At 47.1% G+C, this 23,769-nt stretch carries 19 protein-coding genes; 9 read left to right on the top strand and 10 right to left on the bottom strand.

The window, feature by feature from the left end:
- Positions 1-7 precede the first annotated feature (7 nt).
- The 4 genes from VNM22_22550 to VNM22_22535 all read left to right on the top strand — a co-directional run bounded on the left by VNM22_22550 (position 8) and on the right by VNM22_22535 (position 4,131).
- A complete protein-coding gene (locus VNM22_22550; protein ID HWP49952.1) occupies positions 8-460 on the top strand; it encodes a hypothetical protein in 453 nt (150 codons plus the stop codon).
- A 116-nt stretch (positions 461-576) separates the two neighbouring features.
- Positions 577-1,818: a sugar ABC transporter substrate-binding protein gene (locus tag VNM22_22545; protein ID HWP49951.1), complete on the top strand. Its 1,242-nt coding sequence runs from the start codon at positions 577-579 to the stop codon at positions 1,816-1,818.
- Positions 1,819-2,487: 669 nt separating this feature from the next.
- Positions 2,488-3,288, top strand: coding sequence for a sugar ABC transporter permease (locus VNM22_22540; GenBank protein HWP49950.1), 801 nt, complete (start codon positions 2,488-2,490; stop codon positions 3,286-3,288).
- A 12-nt stretch (positions 3,289-3,300) separates the two neighbouring features.
- Complete coding sequence (locus VNM22_22535) at positions 3,301-4,131, top strand: carbohydrate ABC transporter permease (GenBank protein ID HWP49949.1); 831 nt, start codon at positions 3,301-3,303, stop codon at positions 4,129-4,131.
- A 196-nt stretch (positions 4,132-4,327) separates the two neighbouring features.
- Here the strand turns inward: VNM22_22535 and VNM22_22530 are convergent, their stop codons facing one another.
- The 9 genes from VNM22_22530 to VNM22_22490 form a co-directional block, all read right to left on the bottom strand.
- A complete protein-coding gene (locus VNM22_22530) occupies positions 4,328-7,813 on the bottom strand; it encodes an indolepyruvate ferredoxin oxidoreductase family protein (protein HWP49948.1) in 3,486 nt (1,161 codons plus the stop codon).
- Between the two features lie 18 nt (positions 7,814-7,831).
- Positions 7,832-8,758 (bottom strand): polysaccharide deacetylase, encoded by a 927-nt coding sequence (locus tag VNM22_22525; protein HWP49947.1) that lies wholly within the window; start codon positions 8,756-8,758, stop codon positions 7,832-7,834.
- Positions 8,759-8,866: 108 nt separating this feature from the next.
- Positions 8,867-9,442 carry a peptide-methionine (S)-S-oxide reductase MsrA gene (gene msrA, locus VNM22_22520; GenBank protein HWP49946.1) on the bottom strand — a complete coding sequence of 192 codons (576 nt, stop codon included), beginning with the start codon at positions 9,440-9,442 and terminating at the stop codon, positions 8,867-8,869.
- Between the two features lie 515 nt (positions 9,443-9,957).
- A complete protein-coding gene (locus VNM22_22515) occupies positions 9,958-10,446 on the bottom strand; it encodes an NUDIX hydrolase (protein HWP49945.1) in 489 nt (162 codons plus the stop codon).
- A 239-nt stretch (positions 10,447-10,685) separates the two neighbouring features.
- Complete coding sequence (locus tag VNM22_22510; protein ID HWP49944.1) at positions 10,686-11,546, bottom strand: pirin family protein; 861 nt, start codon at positions 11,544-11,546, stop codon at positions 10,686-10,688.
- Positions 11,547-11,593: 47 nt separating this feature from the next.
- Complete coding sequence (locus tag VNM22_22505) at positions 11,594-12,628, bottom strand: BMP family ABC transporter substrate-binding protein (protein ID HWP49943.1); 1,035 nt, start codon at positions 12,626-12,628, stop codon at positions 11,594-11,596.
- A gap of 187 nt (positions 12,629-12,815) precedes the next feature.
- The gene (locus tag VNM22_22500) at positions 12,816-13,760 is read right to left on the bottom strand and encodes an ABC transporter permease (protein HWP49942.1); all 945 of its coding nucleotides are present in this window, start codon (positions 13,758-13,760) and stop codon (positions 12,816-12,818) included.
- Positions 13,761-13,778: 18 nt separating this feature from the next.
- A complete protein-coding gene (locus tag VNM22_22495; GenBank protein ID HWP49941.1) occupies positions 13,779-14,822 on the bottom strand; it encodes an ABC transporter permease in 1,044 nt (347 codons plus the stop codon).
- A 95-nt stretch (positions 14,823-14,917) separates the two neighbouring features.
- A complete protein-coding gene (locus VNM22_22490) occupies positions 14,918-16,423 on the bottom strand; it encodes an ABC transporter ATP-binding protein (protein ID HWP49940.1) in 1,506 nt (501 codons plus the stop codon).
- 158 nt (positions 16,424-16,581) lie between these two features.
- Between VNM22_22490 and VNM22_22485 the strand changes: the two genes are divergently transcribed.
- The 5 genes from VNM22_22485 (at position 16,582) to VNM22_22465 (ending at position 22,606) form a co-directional block, all read left to right on the top strand.
- Complete coding sequence (locus VNM22_22485) at positions 16,582-17,637, top strand: mandelate racemase/muconate lactonizing enzyme family protein (GenBank protein ID HWP49939.1); 1,056 nt, start codon at positions 16,582-16,584, stop codon at positions 17,635-17,637.
- Between the two features lie 70 nt (positions 17,638-17,707).
- A complete protein-coding gene (locus tag VNM22_22480; GenBank protein ID HWP49938.1) occupies positions 17,708-17,923 on the top strand; it encodes a UXX-star (seleno)protein family 1 in 216 nt (71 codons plus the stop codon).
- 501 nt (positions 17,924-18,424) lie between these two features.
- Positions 18,425-20,323 carry a right-handed parallel beta-helix repeat-containing protein gene (locus VNM22_22475; GenBank protein ID HWP49937.1) on the top strand — a complete coding sequence of 633 codons (1,899 nt, stop codon included), beginning with the start codon at positions 18,425-18,427 and terminating at the stop codon, positions 20,321-20,323.
- Positions 20,308-21,063 carry a hypothetical protein gene (locus VNM22_22470; protein ID HWP49936.1) on the top strand — a complete coding sequence of 252 codons (756 nt, stop codon included), beginning with the start codon at positions 20,308-20,310 and terminating at the stop codon, positions 21,061-21,063. Before VNM22_22475 ends, VNM22_22470 begins: the two co-directional genes overlap by 16 nt.
- A gap of 16 nt (positions 21,064-21,079) precedes the next feature.
- A complete protein-coding gene (locus VNM22_22465; protein HWP49935.1) occupies positions 21,080-22,606 on the top strand; it encodes an SUMF1/EgtB/PvdO family nonheme iron enzyme in 1,527 nt (508 codons plus the stop codon).
- Between the two features lie 7 nt (positions 22,607-22,613).
- Here the strand turns inward: VNM22_22465 and nifS are convergent, their stop codons facing one another.
- Positions 22,614-23,765 (bottom strand): cysteine desulfurase NifS, encoded by a 1,152-nt coding sequence (gene nifS / locus VNM22_22460; protein HWP49934.1) that lies wholly within the window; start codon positions 23,763-23,765, stop codon positions 22,614-22,616.
- Positions 23,766-23,769: the final 4 nt, after the last annotated feature.

Here is a 23,769-nt window from a genome sequence, read left to right as displayed (position 1 = left end):
GCAAGTTATGATGATAAAAATGATTGCCAGTGTTCTCTGCTTTGTTATGGGGGGACTCATGCTTATTGGATTTTTTATTAACCTTGAGGAAAAAGGTCTAACAAAGGGTGATTTAATCGCCGTGATTTTTTTTGGAGTTCTTCCCATAATTGTCGGGATTGCCCTGCTGAGGAGTAATTATCAGAATCAGAAGCGGGCTCGAGAGGCTCAAGAAAGGGCTTTAAAAGAAGAGAAAGAAGGGGAAATTATTCGCCTAGCCCAGCGTAAAAAAGGAAGACTCACCGTTACGGAGGTTGCTGCCGGAACTTCTCTGACGTTGGAAGAGGCCGAAAAAATCCTTCAGGAAATGGTAACCCGGGGTTATGTCGGATTAAAGGTAACCAATTCCGGTATTCTGGTCTACGAGTTTTATGAAATTACCCACGGAGATAAAGATTCGGCGAAGGGTATTCTGGAGTAGGGATTAATTCCAACTTGACAAATCAGGCTAAATCGAATATGACCGTAGTCGGAAAGTAACAACAAAATTCCCCCGCATGGATTCAATCCTGCTTAACTTAAAGGAGGTAGTTGGCTATGAAGAAAGAGATTTATTTTATCCTGGCCCTGGTATCCGCAGCAATTTTATTCTTTATCTCCGGTACAGAGGCGAAAGAAACGGTCAGCATCATGTGGGCAGAATATGATGGACTTACTCCCGAGTATGCTCAAAATTTGGAAAAAGCCTTTGAAGAAGCGAACCCGGATATTGATCTCAAAATTATCTCGACTCCCTGGAATGAATTTCATGATCGATTGATTACCTTTGTGGCCGGAAATCAAGCTCCGGATCTTTCGGTTATTGGAACGCGATGGCTTTTGGAGCTGATGGACATGGGAGTGGTTGAGCCTATCGAGCAACATCTCAGCAAGGAGTTGATCAATAATATTGAGCCTGCGGCCATGGAAGCCAAAATTGGTAACGTTCTTTATGCTCTTCCGGTCGCCATCGGTACCCGTATCATGTACTACCGCTCAGACCTAATCCCTAAGGCTCCAGAAACCTTTGAAGAAATATTGGAGATTGCCCAGAAAATCCATCACCCTCCCGATTTATATGCCATCGGCATGATAGGCCAGAAGTATGTAGAACTGACAGAATTCGCCTATTATCTTTTTGGGAATGGCGGCTACTTCTTTGAAATAAATCCCGATGGAACCTATGGAAAGTGTATTGTAAACAATGAAGCGGGAGTTGGGGCATTGACTTTCATGAACGATCTGGTCAATAAATACAAAGTTACCCAGCCCGGCGTCAATGCCTATAAACGGGATGAAGTCCAAAATCTCTTTCTTTCGGGTAAATTAGGCATCATGTTGAGTGGAGGCTTTACGGCGGCTCTTTTAAAGCAAAAGAACGTTGATTTTAAATGGGATGTGGCTCCTATGCCTCATTTCAAAGGAAAACCTCAGAGTACCCTCCTGGTTACCGATTCCATTGTGATGTTCAAGTCTTCAAAAAATAAAGCGGCAGCGGCTAAATTCCTGGAATTTTTCTATCAGGATAAATGGCGATTGGAATTTGATAAACTCGTCGGCTTTCCTCCGGTTACAAAATCCCTGGCAAACAATGAATATTTCCAGACCCCGGTTTATAAAACCATGATCCAGTCAACTCCCACTGCCAAGGGCTGGCCTCTTATACCCGAGTGGCCGGAATGCAATGACATTATCTGGGAGGCCATTGAGGCAACTTTTCTAGGCCAAAAGCAACCCAAGGAAGCTCTTGATGAAGCTGCAGCAAAGATAGATAGTCTTCGGGCCCAGAAGAAAAGATAATAACGCACTGGATAACCTTTTGTAATATCTTATTCCTGCGCTCTACCTGCTGTGGTAATTGCCGATTTACGGAACTGATTCCTTAAGTCAATCCCATGAGGACAGAAGATAACTGTAACAAGTTAGTAGGTGTCACTTTTCTCTGTCTGAACACCCCCTTAACCCCATAAGGCACCAAGCTAAGAAGGTTAGCCCCAGGAGGGGAACCTGTTTAACAAGATGTTGCTACGGAGAAAAAATTCTGAATTTCTGAATTCCCCGACTTGTGTCGGGGGCTACCAACTGGTCGTCCCTAACGGGGCTTTTCAGCTTAACCTGACCCGTATGGAGGGTTAGGGGTACTAGACCCCAGGTCTAATCCTTAGCTTGATGCCTATGGGGTGAAGGGAGAGAGGGGACCCGGGCTATCCTCGAGTTCCCCCTTCCCAACGTGGGAAGGGAATTAGGCGGGAAAAACTACCCCTGAAAGGGAGTCTACCTGCTGAGCGGATACAGACCTAAGGTAGAAGCCTGGGAACAAGTTAAATTTGAATAAAAAAGGTATAAGGTATTAGAAGAAGGCGTCCTTTCAAAAAGAAAACTTTTTTTAAAAAAACCTCCTTCTGGAGGACAGAGTCTAAACTTGCCTATTTTTTCCTGTTTCCTGCTACGGCTTTCCTGATCGCGTTCATGTTCTACCCTATTGCTTATGTCTTTGCCATGGCTTTTTTCAGAACTAATCGTTCGGGTAATCTGGTTGAGTATATAGGAACTGGCAATTTTGAGACCCTGTTTAGAACGGCAGAATTCTGGCAGGTAACCCTTAGATCGGTTATCTGGACGGCTTTAGCAGTAGCGGCTAAAACTCTGGCAGGATTGGGAATTGCCCTATTACTGAATATTGATTTTAAAGGGAGAAAATGGGCCCGGACTTTGGTTATCATACCCTGGGCATCTTCTGTTCCCATCAGTGCCATGCTCTGGCAATGGATTTATAATAATGATTTCGGGCTTCTGAACTATACCCTGCGGGCTACCGGTCTCTGGGGGGATCCCCCCATCTGGCTGGCTTATCCACGTTCGGCTTTCTTTGCCAATCTCTACGTAGATATCTGGATCGGAATTCCTTTTATGGTTCTGGTTCACTTGGCCGGTCTCCAGGCCATTCCCCAAGAACTTTACGAATCCGCCGAGGTTGATGGGGTGAATCCCTGGCAAAAATTCTATTATATTACCCTTCCCTTACTCAAGCGGATCATGTTGATTGCAACCCTGTTATCAGTTCTCTGGACTTTTAACGATTTTAACGTTATCTATATCCTGACCAAAGGAGGACCTGCCGGTTCTACGGATATTCTTATCACGTATATTTATAAACATGCCTTCGAATTCCTGAAATTCGGTACTGCAGCCGCTATGGCCGTGATAACTTTTGGAATTCTTCTAACCGTTAGCTTAATTTATGCCTATTTTTATTTTAAAGAGGACTAGAAAATCTTCCCTATGAAGGGTAAAGGGCTACGTAGAGTTTTGTTGTATGTTTTTGTCACTGGGATTTTACTTATCTTGCTCTTCCCTTTTTTTGTTATGGTCTCGACGGCCCTTAAGAGTGTCGATGAAGTCTACACTTCCCCCCCCTATTGGATCCCCCGACATATACGGCTGCAAAATTTTAAAGAGATTTGGGATAAATATCCCCTGCTTCATTATTTCCTCAATAGTTTTCTTATTGCTTCTGGTTCAACCCTTTTAAATACCGTCCTATCGGTCCCAGCTGCGTATGCAATATCCCGTCTTCGTTTCTTCGGGCGGCGATTTTTACTTTACCTGTTTTTGGTAGTTCAGATGTTTTCTCCCATTATTGTCATTATCTCTCTGTTTAAAGTCATTGCCGGCTTGGGATTATTGGATACACGTCTTTCTTTGATCCTGGTCAACGCCGTATTTACCCTGGCGTTTTCCATCTGGATGCTCAACGGCTATTTCAGTACGATTCCCCTAGAGCTGGAGGAAGCAGCCTTAATAGATGGATGTACCCGCTGGAAGACCATTACGAAAATTATGCTACCTATTGCCATGCCCGGGGTTGTCACCACGGTTATTTACACGTTTATTGCTTCCTGGAATGAGTTCATGTTCGCCCTAACATTTATTACTTCCCTGGAGAAGAGACCCCTAACCATTGGCCTCTATAATTTCATTGGACGATGGACGGTACAGTGGCAATATTTAATGGCCGCCTCTCTGCTGGCTTTGATCCCCATTGTTATTTTGTTTATGTTGATCGAAAAACAACTGGTCAAGGGACTTACGGGAGGTGCTCTCAAGGGATAATACTTTGAATGCTTCAATGGATAAAGACAAATTCCACTATCTGGAAGGTTAAAGTAAAATCCCCTGTCATTTCCTACCTTGAAATCCTGCATAAACGGTAAGAGCAACAAGAGCTGCCCTTACCGTTTAGGTGATGTTCCAATGTAGAAACGGATAAAAGGCAGTTTCTGGCAAGTATCAGAAAGAGAGTGAATCCTTACACCGGTATCTGTTTGGAATATTGACTCCGTACCCTCTGCACCTCTGCACGGAATCTGGCTACGTTAGCCAGTTTGATTTCCTCATAACCACGAATCATATCCGGCAGGTTAGCCAGGGTCACAGCCCTTTCATAGGTATCTATCGATAACCCGATCAATTCCTGTTCGATAAGGGCACGGTACTCTGTAATTAATTCTCGCTCTACCTTGCGTAGGTGAGTATAACCGAAAATATCCAAGGGAGTACCCCGTAGGCCTTTGAGCTTTGTCAATAACCAATAGCCGATATTAAACCATTTACCCAAACCGATTTTCCTTTTAAGGCCCAGGGCCCGAAGGAAGGGGGGATGGAGGTGATAGGTGATTTTGGCATTTTTGCCAAACTGTCGGGCCAACATCGATTGAAATTCGGGACGTATCTGCAAACGGGCTACTTCATACTCATCCTTATAAGCCATCAATTTAAACAGGTATCGGGCCACACTTTCACTCAAGCGGGTATCCTGGGTTATACGGGCTTCGGCTTTTTTCACCCGTTTAACAAACTCCACATATTCTCGAGCATAAGACAGGTTTTGGTAGGCTATCAGTTCGGGGACGCGAATTTCGAGTAGACGACGTAATTCACCCTGTGCCTCGACAGAATCAATGAGGGCCTGCGCTTCCGGTGTAATTTCTGATTTTAGGGGTTGAGAACCCATACGGTTTAAGGTTTGTACAGGTTTCCAATGGGGGTTAATTACAACCATTCGCCCGACTCGGAAAGCCTGCCGGTTCGCTTCTACCGCTACTCCATTGAGCGTAATGGCCCGTTCAATGGCCTGGGCAGTCAGTGGAAGTAATCCAGCCTGATAAGCCGCACCAATGGTAATCATGTTGGCAAGCAGATGATTACCGAACAGATTTTCAGCCAAGGCCACTGCATCGAGATATACATTCTTTTGGGCCTGGGTATGGGTTTCGATACGTTGCCTTAAAGAGTCTTCTTCAGGAAAACGGACAGCCGTTGATCTTATCATGGCTCCAGTTGCTATTTGGCTACTGGATACCACAGCTATGGTTTTCTCTTTATGGGTATGGCGTAAATTTTCATCGGTCACACCTCCCAAGATATCAAACACAATATAAACATCGGCTGTACCCCATCCAATCTTATTGGAAATCTCACGGGGCTGGTCCAGGATTTTCAGATGGGAAAGGACCGGACCGCCTTTCTGGCTCAGTCCTGTTTGATCAAGGCTATAGACATATTTACCTTCCAGGAAGGCTGCCGTTGCTAAAATTTCATTGACCGTGACGACGCCTGTACCACCGATACCTGTCATATAAATATTGGCTTCTTTGGGTAACAAACGGTGGGGTTCTGGTAGGTCGCAGTCCTCCACGTTAATCTCCAGCCGTTTCTCCACTTTATCATTTTGCTCAGGAATTACGGTGAGGAAGGCAGGACAGTCTCCCTGGAGACAGGTATAATCTTTATTACAGGACGATTGATGAATTTGGGTTTTACGTCCCAATTCAGTTTCCACCGGGAGTACACTGAGACAGTTTGACTTCACTCCACAGTCGCCGCACCCTTCACAGACGGCTTCATTGATGAAGACATGCAGGGGGGGATCTTCAACCAATCCCCGTTTACGCTTACGGCGTAATTCTGCTGCACAAGGTTGATCATAAATCAAAGCAGTTACCCCTTTCTCCTTGCGTAACACGCGCTGGGCTTCGTCCAGACGATCTCGATGCCATATCTCCACATTCGAAGCCCATTTTGCATCTGGGGGATATTTATTTGGATCATAGGCACAGACGATAATCTTTCGTACTCCTTCAGCCTCCAGGGCCCGGGTTAATTCGGGTACCGGCATTGCCCCATCCACGGCCTGACCTCCGGTCATGGCAACAGCCGAATTATAAAGAATTTTGTAAGTAATGTTGGTTCCGGCGGCTACTGCTTGCCGAATTGCCAGATAGCCCGAATGGAATAGTGTACCATCCCCTAGATGCTGAAACAGATGAGGCGTATTAGAAAACGGGGCTGCACCAACCCACTGGACCCCTTCACCTCCCATGTGGGTAATACCCCAGGTACGACGGTCCATTAACAAGGACATACTATGACAGCCAATACCTCCGCCCGCGATGGAGCCTTCGGGGATAACGGTGGAGCGATTATGGGGACAACCGGAACAGAAATAGGGAGTACGCGGGAGCAAGGGCTGATCCTGAACTGATAAGGCAAGGGAGTGATGGGACAAGGCTGCAAGCCGCTTCTCAAATAACGCCGGTGGTACTTTTTTTGTCAACTGTCTGACCAACAGTTCTGTAATCTGATCTGCATCGAGTTCACTATCTCCCCGTACGAGAAAACGACCCTGCTCGTCGCGTTTACCAACAACCAGGGGCCGTTCTGATTGATTATATAACACATCCCGGATAAATAATTCGATAAAAGCACGTTTCTCTTCAATGACAAAAATCTCTTCCAGACCTCGGGCAAAGGTTTTAATGATTTCCGGTTCTAAGGGATAGAGTAGCCCAATTTTGAGTAATCTAATCCCATATCGGCGTAATTGCTCATCATTCAATCCAAGTTGGTAGAGGGCTTCCCGTACATCGTAATAAACTTTCCCCGCAGATACGATCCCGATCCAATCCCGGGCACCGGAAATAGTTATACGGTTAAGTTTATTGGCGGCAGCAAAGAGCCTGGCGGCTTCGAGACGCCCTTCGTAAATTTCACGCTCAAGTTGCAAAGAGTAGGGAGCCAGGAGGGCAGGATTTTGAGTATGTTGCCAGGGTCGGCCATTGAAGATGAACTCCGGTCGGACGATGTTCTCAATGGGATAAACTTCGGCAGTGCTGAACGCATCGGCTATATTTGTAACCACTTTGAAACCAACCCAGGCCCCGCTGTAACGGGAGAGTTCAAATCCATACCGGCCCATTTCGATGATTTCTTGAACATTACCCGGATACAGAATGGGCATCTGTGCGTCATACAAAGCAACTTCCGAGTGAGAAGGAAGGGTTGAGGATTTGCAAATGGGATCATCTCCGGCCAGGGCCAACACACCTCCATAACGACCGACTCCGGCAAAATTGGCATGTTTGAAGGCATCTCCAGAACGATCCACCCCCGGGGCTTTACCATACCACATACCCAATACCCCATCATACCTGGGATTGGGCAAGAGGTTCGCCAGTTGGCTACCAAATATGGCCGTTGCACCCAGATCCTCATTTACCCCGGGTATAAAGACTACATCGTGTTCGTTTAAGAGCTTTCGATTCCGCTGAAGCAGGGTATCTAAGCCCCCAAGTGGTGAACCTCGATAACCTGAGATCAGAGTTGCCGTGCGCAATCCAGCCCTTTTGTCTGCACGATGCTGATCCAACGGTAAACGCACCAGAGCCTGAACTCCGGATAGAATGATTCTCCCCTCTTCTTGCAAATATTTACTTTCTAGCGAAAATTCGTTCATATCTCCTCCATTCTTCCTCTAGGCAATTTCCTTCGCTGGTCGTACAAATTGTGCAATTTCCTCATGGGTAGCAAACCACACTTGCTGACGCGACCAGATATAACGGATCAACCGCTCAAGTAGAATGATGCGGGATCGATGACCTATGATATGGGGATGCATTGTGAGAATAAATATTGTACCTTCTTCATAGGCCTTATCAAATTCGGTCCGCCAGATATTAAAAACATCCTCAGGGGGGGTATAGGGACGAATAGCCAGGTTTCTATCCATGCCAAAATAGGGATAATCATCCAGGATCCACTCAACGGGCAATTCGACGACGCCTGTAGGCCTACCTTCCAAAAGTATTTCATAGGGACGATCATCAGCCATGAGACTACTATCATAAAGCAACTCGAATTCACAGATAAATTTCAAAGTTGACAGACTGAAATCCCAGGATGGGGTGCGCAGTCCCACAGGTTTTTTACCTGTTATTTCTGTAAGTGTTTCCAGGCTACGTCGCATCAGTTCGTACTCTTCTACTTCATCCAGTTGACTGTTACGCTCGTGGATCCAACCATGGATCCCTATTTCATGCCGTCCACTGCTTAAAATATCCTGGATCGATCGGGGATGAAGTTTTGCGGTCACGGCCGGTGTAAAGAACGTGGCCGGAATCTGGAATTGATCCAGTAATCGAAGTATCCTCGGTAAACCAGCCCTCGAACCATACTCACCCTGAGCCATTAAGGCAGGTGATATCTGCCCATCTCTCAGAGAGAGGGTTTCATTATCTACATCAAAGGACAACCCCACAGCTACGCGAGCTTTGTGAGGCCAACGTTTAGGAGTTAAATCCCGCCCGGCACGAACCTTATTGACCACTTCAAATATCTTCTCGTCAGACCATTTCCAGGTAGGCTCCTCTGGCAAGGTCTTTCCAGTATTTAATTGAAACACAGGCAAACCTCCTCATCTAGTTTTAAGCAAGAAGCCTATATCAACAAAAGTAAGCAGTTTATTTAGAGTCCCGGCAGGGGTTGTTTAACCGTCTCATGGGATGCCGGACTATGCTGTTTTCAGCTTATCCCGGTAATGTTCCCGAAATTTCGTAACCTTTGGTGCAATCACATAGCGACAGTAAGGTTGCTCACTATTCAGTTTAAAGTACTCTTGATGATAATCCTCTGCCTTGTAAAACGCCTTAAAAGGTGAAATCTCCGTTACAATGGGTGCACTCCATAACTTTGCAGCTTCAAGATCCTTAATAACCTGTTCAGCGATAGCCTTTTGGGCTTCATTATGATAGAAAATCACCGAGCGGTATTGTGGACCGATATCCGGTCCTTGACGATTGGGAGTGGTGGGGTCGTGTACGGTAAAGAAAATCTCCAGAAGCTCTCTCAAGGAAATAATTTTAGGATCGAAGGTAATCTGTACAACCTCAGCATGACCGGTGGTCCCTGTACAAACCTGACGATAGGTCGGATTGACCACCCAGCCCCCTGAGTAACCCGACTCCACTTTTTCCACTCCTTTCAGTTCGTCAAAGATTGCTTCAATACACCAAAAGCAGCCTCCTCCCAGGGTTATAACTTCTTTACCCTGTGGATCTCCTGGATTTTGTGGTGGATTCATCTTCATAAATAAGTTCTCCAAAGTTTTGAGATAAGAATACCTTGTAAAGCTAATTCCACGGGGCTCTCTCCTCTCACCCCTAACCCCCATAGGCACCAGGTTAAGAGTGAAATCCCTGAGGAGGGTCTCCTTAATGTCAAACGAGACGTTTGACCTACTCACTTTCCCCCGTTTCACAGGGGAAGGAACTTTGAAGTGAAGTTCCTTCCCCTGTGAAACGGGGGAGGGACGGGGCGGGGGTACCTTAACCTGGCGGGTATGCCCCTGACCCCCTCCCCCGCTCCCACAGCGTGGGCGAGGGGTACCGGCCAATCTCCAGGCCAGCTCCCCAAACTCCCTTCTCCCAAAGCTTCGGGAGAGGGGGGTATTTGGGAAGTTGACCCGGAGATCTTCTCGCTCCCCTCTCCGCCCCCCACCCCTTCCCTCCCCGTCTATGGGAAGGGTGAGGAAGGGGGAGAGGGGGGCCGGGGGGTGAGGGCAAAAGCTATGATAACACCCTGTAAAGTTAGTTTTGATTCACTTCAAGAAGAAATTTTACTATCTGGGTTCAACGCCTTGATCATGGCTTCAGCTTTCTCTACGATTTCCCGCTCACTCTTAAAAGTCAGCAAGGTTTTTGCCTCCTCCAGGGAAACCCATCGCGCCTCGTTTACTTCTCGATCATGTTCATTTACATTACCGGCTTTATAACGTAGTAAGAAGAAGTGTACGAACTTATGGAATCGTACAGGCCGATTATCCTGGCTCCCCATATACCAGTATTCGATGGTATCAATAGGAGAGATTAACTCAGTTTCAATTCCGGTTTCCTCTCGTACCTCACGCATAGCCGTTATCTCTGGAGATTCGCCAGGATCAACAAGACCTTTGGGAAGTTGCCAGCGTTCCTGAGGTCCTACTGAGATGATCACGATCTCGGGTCCGGAAGTGCCATAGCGGAAAGCAATTCCCCCGGCCGAGGTTTGTTCCAGCACCGGGATCTTTGATTTTTTGTCCTCCTTGCCGGCCATAAGTGTCAGGTACTTCCTCTTGTTGGGACAGGCTTTTACCTGACTCCCTGAATTTTTACAAGGATAGGTTTTTAAGGAGTACTGAGAAGCAGGTCCTTTCCCGAGTTCTTCCTTTACTGTTGCAAAGGAAGAACCTTTCCCCTTCAACCTTCCCTGGAACAGGGAGGGATCGAAGGGGAGGCCTATTTACTGTTACTTTTTCTAAGCCCATCCCTGTAAAGGATATTTCTTGGAATCCTTTACCTGGATTCTGAATAAACAAAGGTTCCCCGCCGGAGATCCAGGAGTGCCTGCTCGATTTGTTCCCGGGTATTCATGACAAAGGGACCATAGCGCGCGATCGGTTCATGCAAAGGCTTACCGGAAACCAGCAAAAAGCGAACAGGACTCTCATCCGTGGTAACTCGGACATTATCCCCATCGCTCCAAACCACTAATTGGGGATAAGAGACCATCGCTCCGTTTTCTTCAAATTTCGCCTTACCTTCAAAAACATAGGCAAAAGTCGTATGCCCCCGATTAATCGATTGTGTGAAAGAAGTGTGGGGAGGAACAAAGACATCCAGGTAGAGGGGATCTACTGCAATACCGGTCACCGGACCCTGAATATCATCTATAACCCCTGCAATCACCCGAATGATGGTACCGTCTTTCCGTTTGAATTCTGGAATTTCATGGGATCGGATATCTTGATAGCGAGGCCGGGTCATTTTAAGTTTTGCCGGGAGATTGACCCAGAGCTGGAATCCTGCAATTCCTTCAGGACGTACCTGGGGCATTTCCTCATGCATAATACCACCTCCCGCCGTCATCCACTGAACATCCCCGGCACTGATACTTCCAGAATTACCCAGGGTATCTCGATGGTGAACAACCCCCGAAAGCACATAGGTGACGGTTTCAATTCCCCGATGGGGATGCATGGGGAATCCGGCCTTGTAATCATCGGGATTACCGGACGCAAAATGATCCAGTAATAGAAAGGGATCCAGGTGGTCCAAGGTTGGGATTGCAATACTTCTCCTCAGCTTAACACCTGCTCCTTCAATGACAGGTTGCGGCTCAATGAGCTTTTCGACTTTTCTGGGTACTGATTCCATACTTACCTCCTTAAAAAACCCCGAAAGGTTAATTCTTTTTGCCTGGTTTATTTTGGAATTTGTCCTTCTACCCCCTCGATAAAGTAATTCATTTTGAGAAGTTCTTCATCGCTTTTATCCGGCCATACCTTAAATTTCCCTTCCTTGATTTCCTGTTTTCTTTTGTCCACAAAATCCCGTATCTCTTGAGGGACCGCCTTTCCATAAGGAGCAATATCGATGATACCGGCTTCAAAACCTTTCCAGTAGGACTCACTTTTCCAGGTCCCCTCCTTTACAGATTTTACAACCTCTACATAAAAAGGACCCCAATTCCAGACGGGCGCTGTTAAAAAACCCTCGGGATTGAATTGACTCATATCGTTGTTATAACCCACCGAATAGACTTGTTTTTCTTTGGCAGCTTCTAAAGCCGCCGGAGAGTCCTGATGTTGAGCAATCACATCGGCTCCGGCCTCAATAAGACTCAGGGCTGCTTCCTTTTCTTTAGGAGGATCATACCACGAACCAGTCCAGACCACCTTAACGGTTGCCTGGGGATTGACTTCACGAACTCCTTTTGTGAAGGAATTAATATTACGGATAACTTCAGGAATAGGATGGGCAGCCACAAAACCCAATCTGTTTTTCCTGGTCATTTTCCCCGCAACGAGCCCACTTAAATAGGCAGCTTCGTGGATACGACCGAAGTAAGTGCCTACATTTTTCGCGGTCTTGTATCCGGAGCAGTGCTCAAAAATAGTATCCGGAAAGTCCCTGGCAACTTCCAATGTGGGATCCATGAACTCAAAGCTGGTGGTGAAGATAACTTTGTAGCCCTTCTGGGCATAATCCCGGATGACCCGTTCCACATCGGGTGGAGCTACAGACTCTGTATAGGCAGTCTCCACATAGTTCAAGGTCTTCTCCAGATACTTCCGTCCCTGATCGTGGGCGTAACTCCATCCAAAATCCCCGACCGGGCTTACATAAATAAATGCTACTTTAAGTTTGTCTTGAGCCTGTACTTTGAGCCCAAAGGTTGAAAGAACGGAAAAAAGCAAAACGATTACAACGCCTGTAAACCAGGATCTTTTATTCATAGTTCTCTCCTCGATCTTCCTACGAAAGGTCCCAAAGGACTAAAAGAATATCCTCTAAACTCTCCTCCCATTACAAAGCAAAATCCCCTTGTATTTTATAAGATACAACCAGTTTTTAAAGGACGGTACAGTTATTCTATAGGGTTCTTTATAGTCTTAGGGTCCTTCATGGATACTGATTTTAAGGTTAGGCTCGTTCTCCACGCACATAGGGTTTCATTAAAGCTGCTGGGGCGCCTATCTTTTGTCGGAATTCTTGTCGGGCTGAGAAGACAAGGACAAAGATAGTGGCCAGATAAGGCATCATCTGCAAGATATGATAAGAAATACCTATTCCTGCCGCCTGAAGCCGGAGTTGAAGTCCTTCTATACCACCAAAAAAGTAAGCTCCCAGCAAAGCCCTTTGAGGGAGCCAGGCCGAGAAGATTACGAGAGCTACGGCAATCCAGCCTCGACCGGCAGTCATCTGATCGACCCACATGCGGGTATAGGCCAGGGAAAGAAAGGCACCGCCAATTCCGGCCAACATACCTCCTATCAGGACACAGGCATATCGAATAGCCTGTACGGGAACACCTACCGTGTCTGCAGCCTCGGGACTTTCGCCTACGGCAATGACCTCCAGGCCCCAACGGGTTTTAAACAGAAAAAACCAGGAAAGAAAGGCCAGCAAGATGGCCAGATAAACCAGAATACTATGTTGAAATAAAACCGGACCCAGAATAGGTAGTCGACTCAGAATAGGAATAGGAAGGGGCTGAAACCCCCGGGTCGTCTTACCGACCAGGTTTTCTCCTACAAAACTGGATAGACCCATTCCTAGAAGAACCAGCATAATGCCACTGACGACTTGATTGCCTCTAAGATGAATACACAGGAAAGCGTGGAGGAGACTGAGAAGTCCGGCACTTAGCATGGCAGCAAGCAATCCTAACCAGGGATTTCCCGTCGCACTTCCTACCATAAATCCAGATAAAGCCCCCAGGATCATCAACCCTTCGAGGCCCAAATTTAAAACCCCCGATCGCTCTGCGAGGATCTCCCCTAAGGCGGCAAAAAATAAAGGGGTTCCCGCACGCACGGCTGCCGTCAAGACCGAAATGAGAAAAGTTATTGTTAAAATATCCGACATAGGTCTGTGGAATTTGGGTTATGGATTTGTTATCTTTTGTAACGGGTTACGGACTCCAAAGGAAGAACTTCTTAAGGCCTCTCCTGCCACCACAAACAAGACGACCAAAGCTTGAATAATAGAGATCAAGGCCACAGGTACTTTGGTTGTTTGTTGCATATGAGAACCTCCCACAAATAAAGCCCCAAAGAGGAGGGCAGCAATGGTAACTCCTATAGGATGTCCTTTTCCAAGCAGTGCAATAGGAATCGCGGTATAGCCATATCCGGGTGAGATATCTTTTCGGAGACGATGTTGAAGGCCTGCAACCTCCCCGACCCCTGCCAATCCTGCCAATCCGCCTCCTATCATCATCACGATCAAAGTAATGGTCATCAAGGAAATACCTCCATATAAAGCGACCTGGGGATTGGCTCCTACTACTTTAATCTCATAGCCCAAACGGGTCTTACCCAGGATAAGATAAAGGACTCCGGCCATGGTAAAAGCCAGGATAATTCCGGCATGCAAACGGGTACCCGGAAGACGAGGAAGCCAGGCGGCTTCTGAAAAGGTAGCAGTAATTGGAAAATTGGCTCCCTGCGGGTCTTTTAAGGGTCCATATACCAAATAATTAGATCCGTTAACGGCAACATAGTTCATCATCAGGGTCAGAAGGATCTCATTGACCTGTAATCGGACTTTCAAAAAAGCTGGAACTAAACCCCACAAAGCTCCGGCTAAAAACCCGGACAGGATAACCAAAGGAAGTAAAATAAAGGAGGCCAGGTGCCCAAAGGTTAAAGCAACCCCCGTAGCAGCCATAGCTCCCAAATACAATTGACCTTCTGCTCCGATATTCCAAAATCCTGCGCGAAGTGGGAAAGAAACGGCCAGTCCGGTCAGAATCAAGGGAATAGCCTTTACCAGGGTCTCGGTCAACCCATACAGACTCCCAAAAGCGCCCTGGAAAAGGGCTATGTAAGCCTTCACAGGATTGTTTCCTGTAAGGATAAGCGGAATCATCCCAACCAACAAAGCTAACAGTATCGTAATAAAGGAATTCAAAATTTTAGAAAACATTAGCTTACTGCCTATGGGGTTGTCCCTACCTGAGGAACACCCGTGAAATTTTGCCATCGGGTATCAATAGCGAACAAAGAACAACAGATAACCGGCTATCCTCCGGCCATCATCAACCCAATTTGCTCCCGGTCTGCTTCCCGGGTTGGAACAATACCGGCAATCTGGCCTTCGTATATCACTGCGATCCGATCACTTAAGGCAAATATTTCTTCTAAATCTTCTGAAACCAGCAAAATGGCCGTTCCCCTTTGTTTTTGTTCCAAAAGTCGGGTCTGGATATATTCGGTAGCTCCCACGTCTAATCCGCGGGTAGGTTGAACGGCAATGAGGAGGCGAGGTTCTTGAGAAATCTCTCGGGCCAGAATGAGTTTTTGTAAATTTCCACCGGAAAGCTTACCGGCAGGAGTATCCAGAGAAGGTGTTTTAATATTAAACCGATCGACCAAACTTTTAGCATAGGAGTTAATTTTTTCGGAACGGAAAAAGCCTCCCCTGGAAAATTCCGGGTGACGGTATTGTCGGAGAATCAGATTCTCAGCCACGGATAAACTTACTGCAATTCCCACCTTTAAGCGATCTTCGGGAATATATCCTACCCCTTGTTCCAGGATTTTCCGGGGTGAGAGATGGGTTATATCCTTTTCATAGATCCAGACCTTTCCTTTTTCGACTTTTCGTAACCCGACCAGGGCTTCAACCAATTCGTTCTGACCATTTCCAGAAACTCCGGCAAGACCCAATATTTCCCCTTCATGAATAGAAAAAGAAACTTTTTTTACGGCCTCCAGGCCCTTATCATTGTATACAGAAAGATCCTGAACTTCAAGGACACGCTTTCCCTTTTCTACCGGAGGGTTAAATACCTGCAGCAGAATATCGCGACCCACCATCAGTTTAGCTAATTGGCCCTCGGTAACTTCTGTCGTTGCAAAAGTTGCAACAACTTTTCCATTACGAAGAACCGTGACCCGGTCTGTAATTTCTTTAACCTCTTTGAGCTTATGGCTGATGAAAATGATGGTACATCCCTTTTTCCGGATATAACTCAAAGCCTCAAATAATCGATCTACTTCCTGAGGAGTCAAGACCGCGGTGGGTTCATCTAAGATAAGGAGTTTAGTGTTTCGATATAAAGCTTTCAGGATTTCAACCCTCTGTTCTTCCCCTACTGAGAGTTCCCAAATCCGTGCCCGGGGATTTACTTTGAGGCCGTATTCTTCAGAAAGCTGCTGAATACGATCTTCTGCTTCTCGGATGGCTAAAAAAGGTTCTCGGGGAGACTTGAGTCCCAAAACAATATTCTCGGCGACCGTCAGACGTGGGATTAACATAAAATGCTGATGAACCATCCCAATCCCCAACCGAATAGCATCCTGAGGGGCCTGGATAACCACCCTTTTTCCCTCAAAGTAAATCTCTCCCTGATCAGGTTGATAAAGGCCGTAAAGGATATTCATCAAAGTGGTTTTGCCCGCACCATTTTCGCCCAACAACCCATGAATTTCCCCTTTCCAGGCTGTAAAATTAATATGATCATTAGCCAGAACTCCAGGGAAATACTTGACAATATTCCTCATTTCTACTAAAGTGATCGGCATATTTACTTTTACGGCTACCACCGCTTCCTCATCTCGTCAAGGAAAAGGTGGAGTATTTTTTTAAAGATCATTCTCTACGAAATTATACTTGGACAAACTCCATAGGAGGGACAACTATTAAAATTAGAGACATTCAATGCCAGGTTGTTAGAATCCCGTTGAGACAACCTACTGCCTTTTCTACGAAGGTTATTACAGCGCGGGAGTATACCATCGTCAGGGTTATCACCGATGAAGGAATTACCGGCATAGGTTATTCCTTCGGTGGACGCCTGGTAAAAGAAGGGGTTTTGTCGATTTTAAAGGATCTGGTCATCGGTGAAGATCCTTTTGATGTGGAACGCATCTGGCATAAGATGTTTTATAATACCCTTCTTCCAGGACGTCGGGGGGCCATAATCCGGGGAATTAGCTGTATCGATATCGCCCTTTGGGATATCATGGGGAAAGCGGTTCAGAAACCGATTTATAAGTTGTTGGGAGGATATCGGGATAAAGTTCCGGCCTATGCCAGTGGAGGATATTATCGGGAGGGAAAAACACCCCTGGACCTGGCCGATGAAATAGCCGGTTATGTGGAGAAGGGATTTAAGGCCGTAAAGATAAAGGTGGGACGACTATCCTTAAAGGAAGAGGTAGAGCGGGTTCGGCGTGTTCGTGAAGCCATTGGCGAGGATATCTCTCTAATGTTAGATGCCAACAATGCCTATCCCGATGCTAAAACGGCCATTAAAGCCGGTCGTCTATTTGAAGCGTATAACATTCAATGGATTGAAGAACCGGTAATGCCGGATAATATCCAGGCAAGTGCCGAGATTAAAGCTGCCCTGGAAACTCCTATAGCAACCGGAGAGATTGAAGGAACCCGATGGGGGTTCCGGGATCTCATCGAGAGAAAAGCCGCCGACATCTTACAGCCGGATGTAACGGTTGTCGGAGGAATCACAGAATGGATGAAGGTAGCCCATATGGCCGGTGGCTGGGATATTCCTGTAGCTCCTCATTATTTTTGGGATATCCACGTTCATCTGGTTGCGGCTACTTCAAATAGTTTAACCGTAGAATATTTCTTAAGAGAGTCAGATATTGTAAATTTTGATGATCTCTTAATCGAGCCCCTTCAACCGGTCCAGGGCTTCCTGGAAGTACCTCAGAAGCCCGGGCTTGGAATTGATCTCAATGAAGAAGCCGTTCAACGATTTGAAATAAAATAAGTTCAAGGCCCGAAGTTTAAAGTCCTGGGTTAATAGGACTCTAAACTCTGGACTTTGGACTCCCTGGGGTATGTCCGAAAAAGTTTTAATCTTTGGTAAAGACACGTGACCCTATACTTCAGATGCCCGGCAGGATTATGCCAGGAGAGGTATTCCATTTGAATACATCAATGTTTATAGAAGCAAAGACGATTTGAAGCGCATGCTAGAGTACTCGAAGGGGCGGCGAGATGTCCCTGTTATTGTGGAAAATGGAAAAGTAACCATTGGATTTGGTGGGAGTTGAAGTGTGTAATGTTCAGCCGGTGGCTGATTTGGAGCAAGAATAAAGAATAATACCAGGGCCGATCGACTCGCCTCACTCCCTTTACCCCTCGGTCCCCTCCCCGTTGACCCTTCAGGGTCAGGTTGTTTGAACCTGACCCTCCGACTTCCCTTCCCGCATCGGGAAGGGGGTCAGGGGATTAGGGGAATAAAAAGATACCCCTATGAGGGCTCCCTTCCTGACCTTCCTCCGTCCGGCAGGGGAAGGAACTTTGAAGCGAAGTTCCCTCTCTCCCCTCTCCCCCCGTGAACGGGGGGATTCCCCCGCGGGCAGGGGGGGAGGGACCGGTGCGGGCACCCTAACCTGGCGCCTAGGGAAGTGAGGGGGTTGGGTGAGAAAAAACCTATTCCTAAAAGCCCCCGTCGACGGGAAAAGGTAATTTACTCAAATCCTTTTATCTCTAAAAGGGAAAAAAGTTGAAGGGGAGGTTGGGAGGCGAGACGGAGGTGGCCTTCATCATGCTTGAACGACGCACCCCGTCAAAAACTCCGTGAAATTATTGCCCAATACGGTCCTTCTGTATGCCATAATCCCCGATCCTGGATTACCCTGCTACGAGACCTTGGGAATCAACATAAACGGGAGATTTTTATCTTGATCCGCGCTCTCCAGGCCCGGGTGCCGATCGATCTACTCACCTTACAGGACGGATTGTTACTGGAAGCACGGATGGAAGAGCTTACCAGACGATTGCAAAAACACCTTAATCTTCCCGAAGAGGCTGCAAGGTGGGGAGTAGAATCCTGGGCCTTGGCACTGGGGGTACTTAAAAAAGAAGAGGGAACAAAGCGAGAGGTAAAAGAAAGAGAGAAAACTTCCACCTCTTTTTTGCCTGCTGAAATTCCTTCGGTACCGACGTTTATTGTTTCCCCCCAAGGTCTCGGACACAGTAAGACCTTAGGTGAAGCCCTTAAAAGGGCACAACCCGGAGCTCGTATCCTTGTGCGACCGGGCCTGTATAAAGAAAGCCTTATAATCGATAAATCCTTACAAGTTATCGGCGATGGGCCGGTTACAGAGATTATTGTTGAAAACACAGATGGAAATTGTATTCGCATGGAAACGGATTATGCCCTGGTACGGGGTCTAACCTTGCGAGGTCGTACTACCTTACCGGATAAGAAATACGCTGCAGTGGATATCCCGCAGGGCCAGTTAGTGTTAGAAGATTGTGATATCACTTCGGATTCGCTGTTCTGTGTGGCCATCCATGGACCTACTGCCAATCCGATCTTACGCCGATGTCAAATCCATGATGGTAAACAAGGGGGTGTCCATATCTACGAAAAGGGTCAAGGGACCCTGGAAGATTGTGATATCTTCAGTAATATCCAGGTTGGAGTGGCTATCCGGCAGGATAGTAATCCGACCCTCCGACGGTGTCAAATCCGACATGGGAGGCATGTGGGTATTGCCATCTCCGAAAATGGACGGGGAATTGTAGAGTCCTGCCGAATTTTCAATAACGTCAAAGCAGGAATACTCATCACACAAGGAGGTAATCCCGTCGTCCGACAATGCCAAATCCATCACGGAGAAGAGGTCGGGATTTATATCCATGAAAGGAGTACAGGTATCATCGAGGATTCAGATATCTTCGGTAATGGATCTACAGGAATAATCATTGCCCGTGGGAGTCATCCTCTCATTCGACGATGTCAGATCCGGGACGGAAAATCTACAGGTATCTCTTTTATTGAAAACGGATCTGGAACGCTGGAAGATTGTAAGATATTCGGTAATACAAGGACCGGGATCGAAATCAAGCGGGGAAGTAATCCCGATATTCGTAAATGCCAGATTTATAACGGGAAGCTCTTGGGTATCTTGATCGGTGAAAAGGCAGAGGGAATCATCGAAGATTGTAAGATATTTGGTAATGCCGGGGTGGCTATCCTGGTTCAGCAAGGAAGTTCCCCCCTTATCCGACGGTGCCAGGTTTACCATGGAAAATCAGATGGTATCTGGATTATTAAAAACAGTTGGGGCATGATCGAATCCTGTGATATTTTCGGTAATGCCGGGGTGGGAATAGGAATCGGTCTGAGAAGTGATCCGGTTATCCGGCGATGTAAAATCCACGATGGTGGCTCTGGAGGCATCTGGATTACCGGGAACAGTCGGGGAAGGGTGGAGTTGTGTGAAATTTCCGGCAATGCCAGGGTAGGAATAGGAATCCAGGAAAATAGTGCCCCTGTTATCCGACAATGCAAGATTCATCATGGAAAGTCAGGGGGACTTTGGATCCTTAACAAAGGACAGGGAATCGTGGAGGAGTGTGAGTTATTTAATAATGCTCACCTAGAAGTAAAAATCGTCCAGGGAAGTCATCCGATTATCCGACGGTGCAAAATCAATTAAATAAACCCATGGATAACTTACCTCGTCAAAAATTACGAGAAATCCTTATCCAGTACGGGCGCTCGATATGTGAAGATCCGGCGCGTTGCGAGGCTTTGCTCCGGGACTCTTGTGGAGAGTACAAACGCGAGATTTTTGTACTGATCAGTGCCCTCAGGGAAGGAGCTATAGCTGATCTCCTCACATCGCAGGAGGATATACCTGCTGAGATTCTTTTAACCCGGCTCACAAAGCGACTCCAGGATAATCTTGCATTATCCAAGGATGCAGCTTACTGGGCAGTAGAATCGTGGGCCCTGGCATTGGGAATGAATCCTCAACCTGCTCAACCCCCTCTTCCCCCGCTCGCGGGGGAATTCCCCCCGTCCCCGGGGGGAAGGGAGGAAGTAGCCAGAAGCTCCCAGGTAATTAACCAGGTATTGAATACGGTGATGATTCTGGGAACAACCGGTAAAGCTATTTTCCTCGGAGCCTTCCACCTGGCTATCTTTGGGGCTATTGTTGGCCTCCTAGGAGGGGCGATGACCGGGGCCATCGGTGGCGCAGTGACCGGAGCCCGCTATGGAATAACCTGGACCCTCCCTTTTGCAATTTTCCTGTCCATCCTTTCGGCCATTATCGGAGCTATCCAGGGAGCTATGGGTGGAGCGTTTCAACTCTCGGTGGTCGGAGCTATTGGGGGAGCTCTCATAGAGGCCATCCGGGGCACACGTGGGGGAAGTACGAGTAAACAGGACTAAATATCGATTAGATAGAATGAAGAATCCAGAAAAAATATCGGAAAGATTTGGCATTAATTTTGATTTTACTGTGGGTACTGCCGCCCTTATCCTGGGCTCTTTAAACACCTTTATTTTTTTAAGTATCTGGGCCCATTGGGGCCTACAGGTGTCGGGGATTATTGCCTACATCGGACTGGCTATGATACCTTTGCTCATCGGGATTGGCCTCTTGAGGAGAGTTTGCCTACGGAAGGCTAAGTTCATGAAAAAACTCCTACAAGATACTGTACGAAGGATTGCCCTTCGAAATGGCGGAAGGATAAAACCTTTCGATCTGGTCACCACCCTGGGCTATAACTCCCAAAAAGCCCTGAAACTACTCCGAGAGTTAGCCGCCGAAGATCCGGAGAATATCGAACTAAAACTAAATTATGACACCGGTGAGATTTACTTCGAGTTTCAGGATATTTTGAAAAGTATCGAAGCCGGCAGATCCTTTGAAGAAAGCCGTCGAGATCCTCGAACCTGGGTAGAACCTCCGGTTGAGACTAAAAAACGTGGAAAAACCGGTATGGGAGTAGGAAGGTATAAGGGTAGGGGAGGAGAAGAGAAACCTTCCTTACGCCTTCACACCCACACGCCCATATCCCCACACACCCATACTCCCACACTTTTATCTACTCCTCCTTCTGAATCCGGTTTTCCTCAACTTTATCCCTTCGAGTTTGATACCCTGACCGTAGACCCGAGGGGAAAGGCTAAAGGCTATCGTAGGGGTCAGGGGTACTTTTTCCTGGAGGATTTGGGGAATGGAATAACCCTGGAAATGGTTGCCATTCCGGAGGGAACATTTTGGATGGGGTCACCGAATAAAGAGCCGGGGCGATTGGGTGAAGAAGGTCCCCAACATCTGGTGAGGGTGACGCCATTTTTTATAGGAAAGTTTACAGTTACCCAGGCACAATGGCAAGCCATAGCCGCCCTACCCCCCGTTAACCGGTCCCTGGATCCTGAACCGTCCAGATTCCGGGGTGCAGATCGACCTGTGGAACAGGTATCATGGTATGATTGCCAGGAGTTTTGTGCCCGATTATCCCTTAAAACGGGGCGAGCCTATCGCTTACCCAGCGAAGCCGAGTGGGAATACACCTGTAGGGCCGGAACCATGACGCCGTTCCATGTGGGTTATACCCTTACAACGGATCTGGCCAACTATAACGGTCAGGAGCCTTATGGAGAAGGACCCCTCGGGGAATACCGTAAGGAGACCACCCCTGTGGGAAGTTTTGGGATAGCAAACGCCTTCGGACTCTATGATATGCATGGTAACGTCTGGGAATGGTGTGCAGACCCCTGGCATGAAAACTATCAGAACGCACCGTCAGATAAGCAGATTTGGGAATCAGAGGGAAATAACGCCTACCGGGTATTACGGGGAGGCTCCTGGAATAGTTACGCCTGGTATTGCCGTTCCGCATGCCGGGACCGCTACCAACCAGACGTACGGCATGCCGGTAACGGCTTCCGAGTGGCGGTTTCATTTATCCAAACTTCCTCCTAACACTACCCTAGGCCAGTACAGAGATTCCTCGAAGTTTTCGTACGACCTCCGGGAAGACATTTAATACATAGGCAATATCTTCTTCTGTGTTTTCTCGTCCTAAGCTAAATCGGATAGAATTCCTGGCTTCTTGTTCGGACATACCCAGGGCCAACAAAACATGGGAGGGTTCTATAGATCCCGAGGCACATGCAGAACCCGTAGAGACATAAATTCCCTGTTTATCCAGTTGAAGTAAAAGGGCCTCTCCTTTAACGTACTTTACCGAGATATTCAAGGTACCCGGTAAACGGTCTACAGGATGCCCATTGAGGGTAATTCCATCAATTCGGGATTGAAGTCCTTCAAAAAGTTGATTCCTCAGCTTTGTGAGATGCTGAGCCTCTGCCTCCATGTGTTTTTTTGCCAGCTCTACCGCCTTCCCGAATCCTACAATGGCCGGAACATTTTCGGTTCCTGCCCGCCGCTTGCGTTCCTGTTCACCTCCATGCAAAAGTGGATCTATATTCACCCCTTTCCGAATATACAAAGCCCCAATCCCTTTAGGTCCATAAATCTTATGAGCCGAAATCGATAGCAAATCGATTTTCATCCGTTTTACATCGATGGGTAGTTTTCCAAACGTTTGAACCGTGTCGGTGTGAAAATAAATCCCTCGTTCCCAAGCTATGGTCCCAATTTCCTCGATGGGTTGGATGGTTCCGATCTCGTTGTTGGCATGCATGATGGAAATCAGAATAGTCCGGTCCGTGAGGGCCTCTAACACCTGTTGGGGATGAACTTTTCCAAATCGATCTACGGGTAGGTAAGTCACCTCAAACCCCTGTTTCTCCAGATAACGGCAGGTATCCAAAACTGCAGAATGCTCAATCTGGGAAGTAATAATATGATTTCCTCGTTCCCGATTGGCAAAAGCAACACCTTTTAAAGCGGTATTATCCGATTCGGTTCCACCACTGGTAAAATAAATCTCAGCAGGCTGGGCATGGATTAACTCCGCGACCCGCTCCCGGGCATCATCTACGGCAACTCTGGCCTCTCTTCCCAAGGCATAAAGGGTGGAAGCATTGCCATACTTACCTCGATAATACGGAAGCATGGCCTCCAAAACCTGAGGATCTACGGGAGTGGTTGCATTATGATCCAGATAAACTTGCATAGGA

The sequence above is a fragment of the Candidatus Limnocylindrales bacterium genome (assembly GCA_035559535.1).
Classification (GTDB): domain Bacteria; phylum Moduliflexota; class Moduliflexia; order Moduliflexales; family JAUQPW01; genus JAUQPW01.
This window is presented reverse-complemented; position numbering and strand designations above follow the sequence as displayed.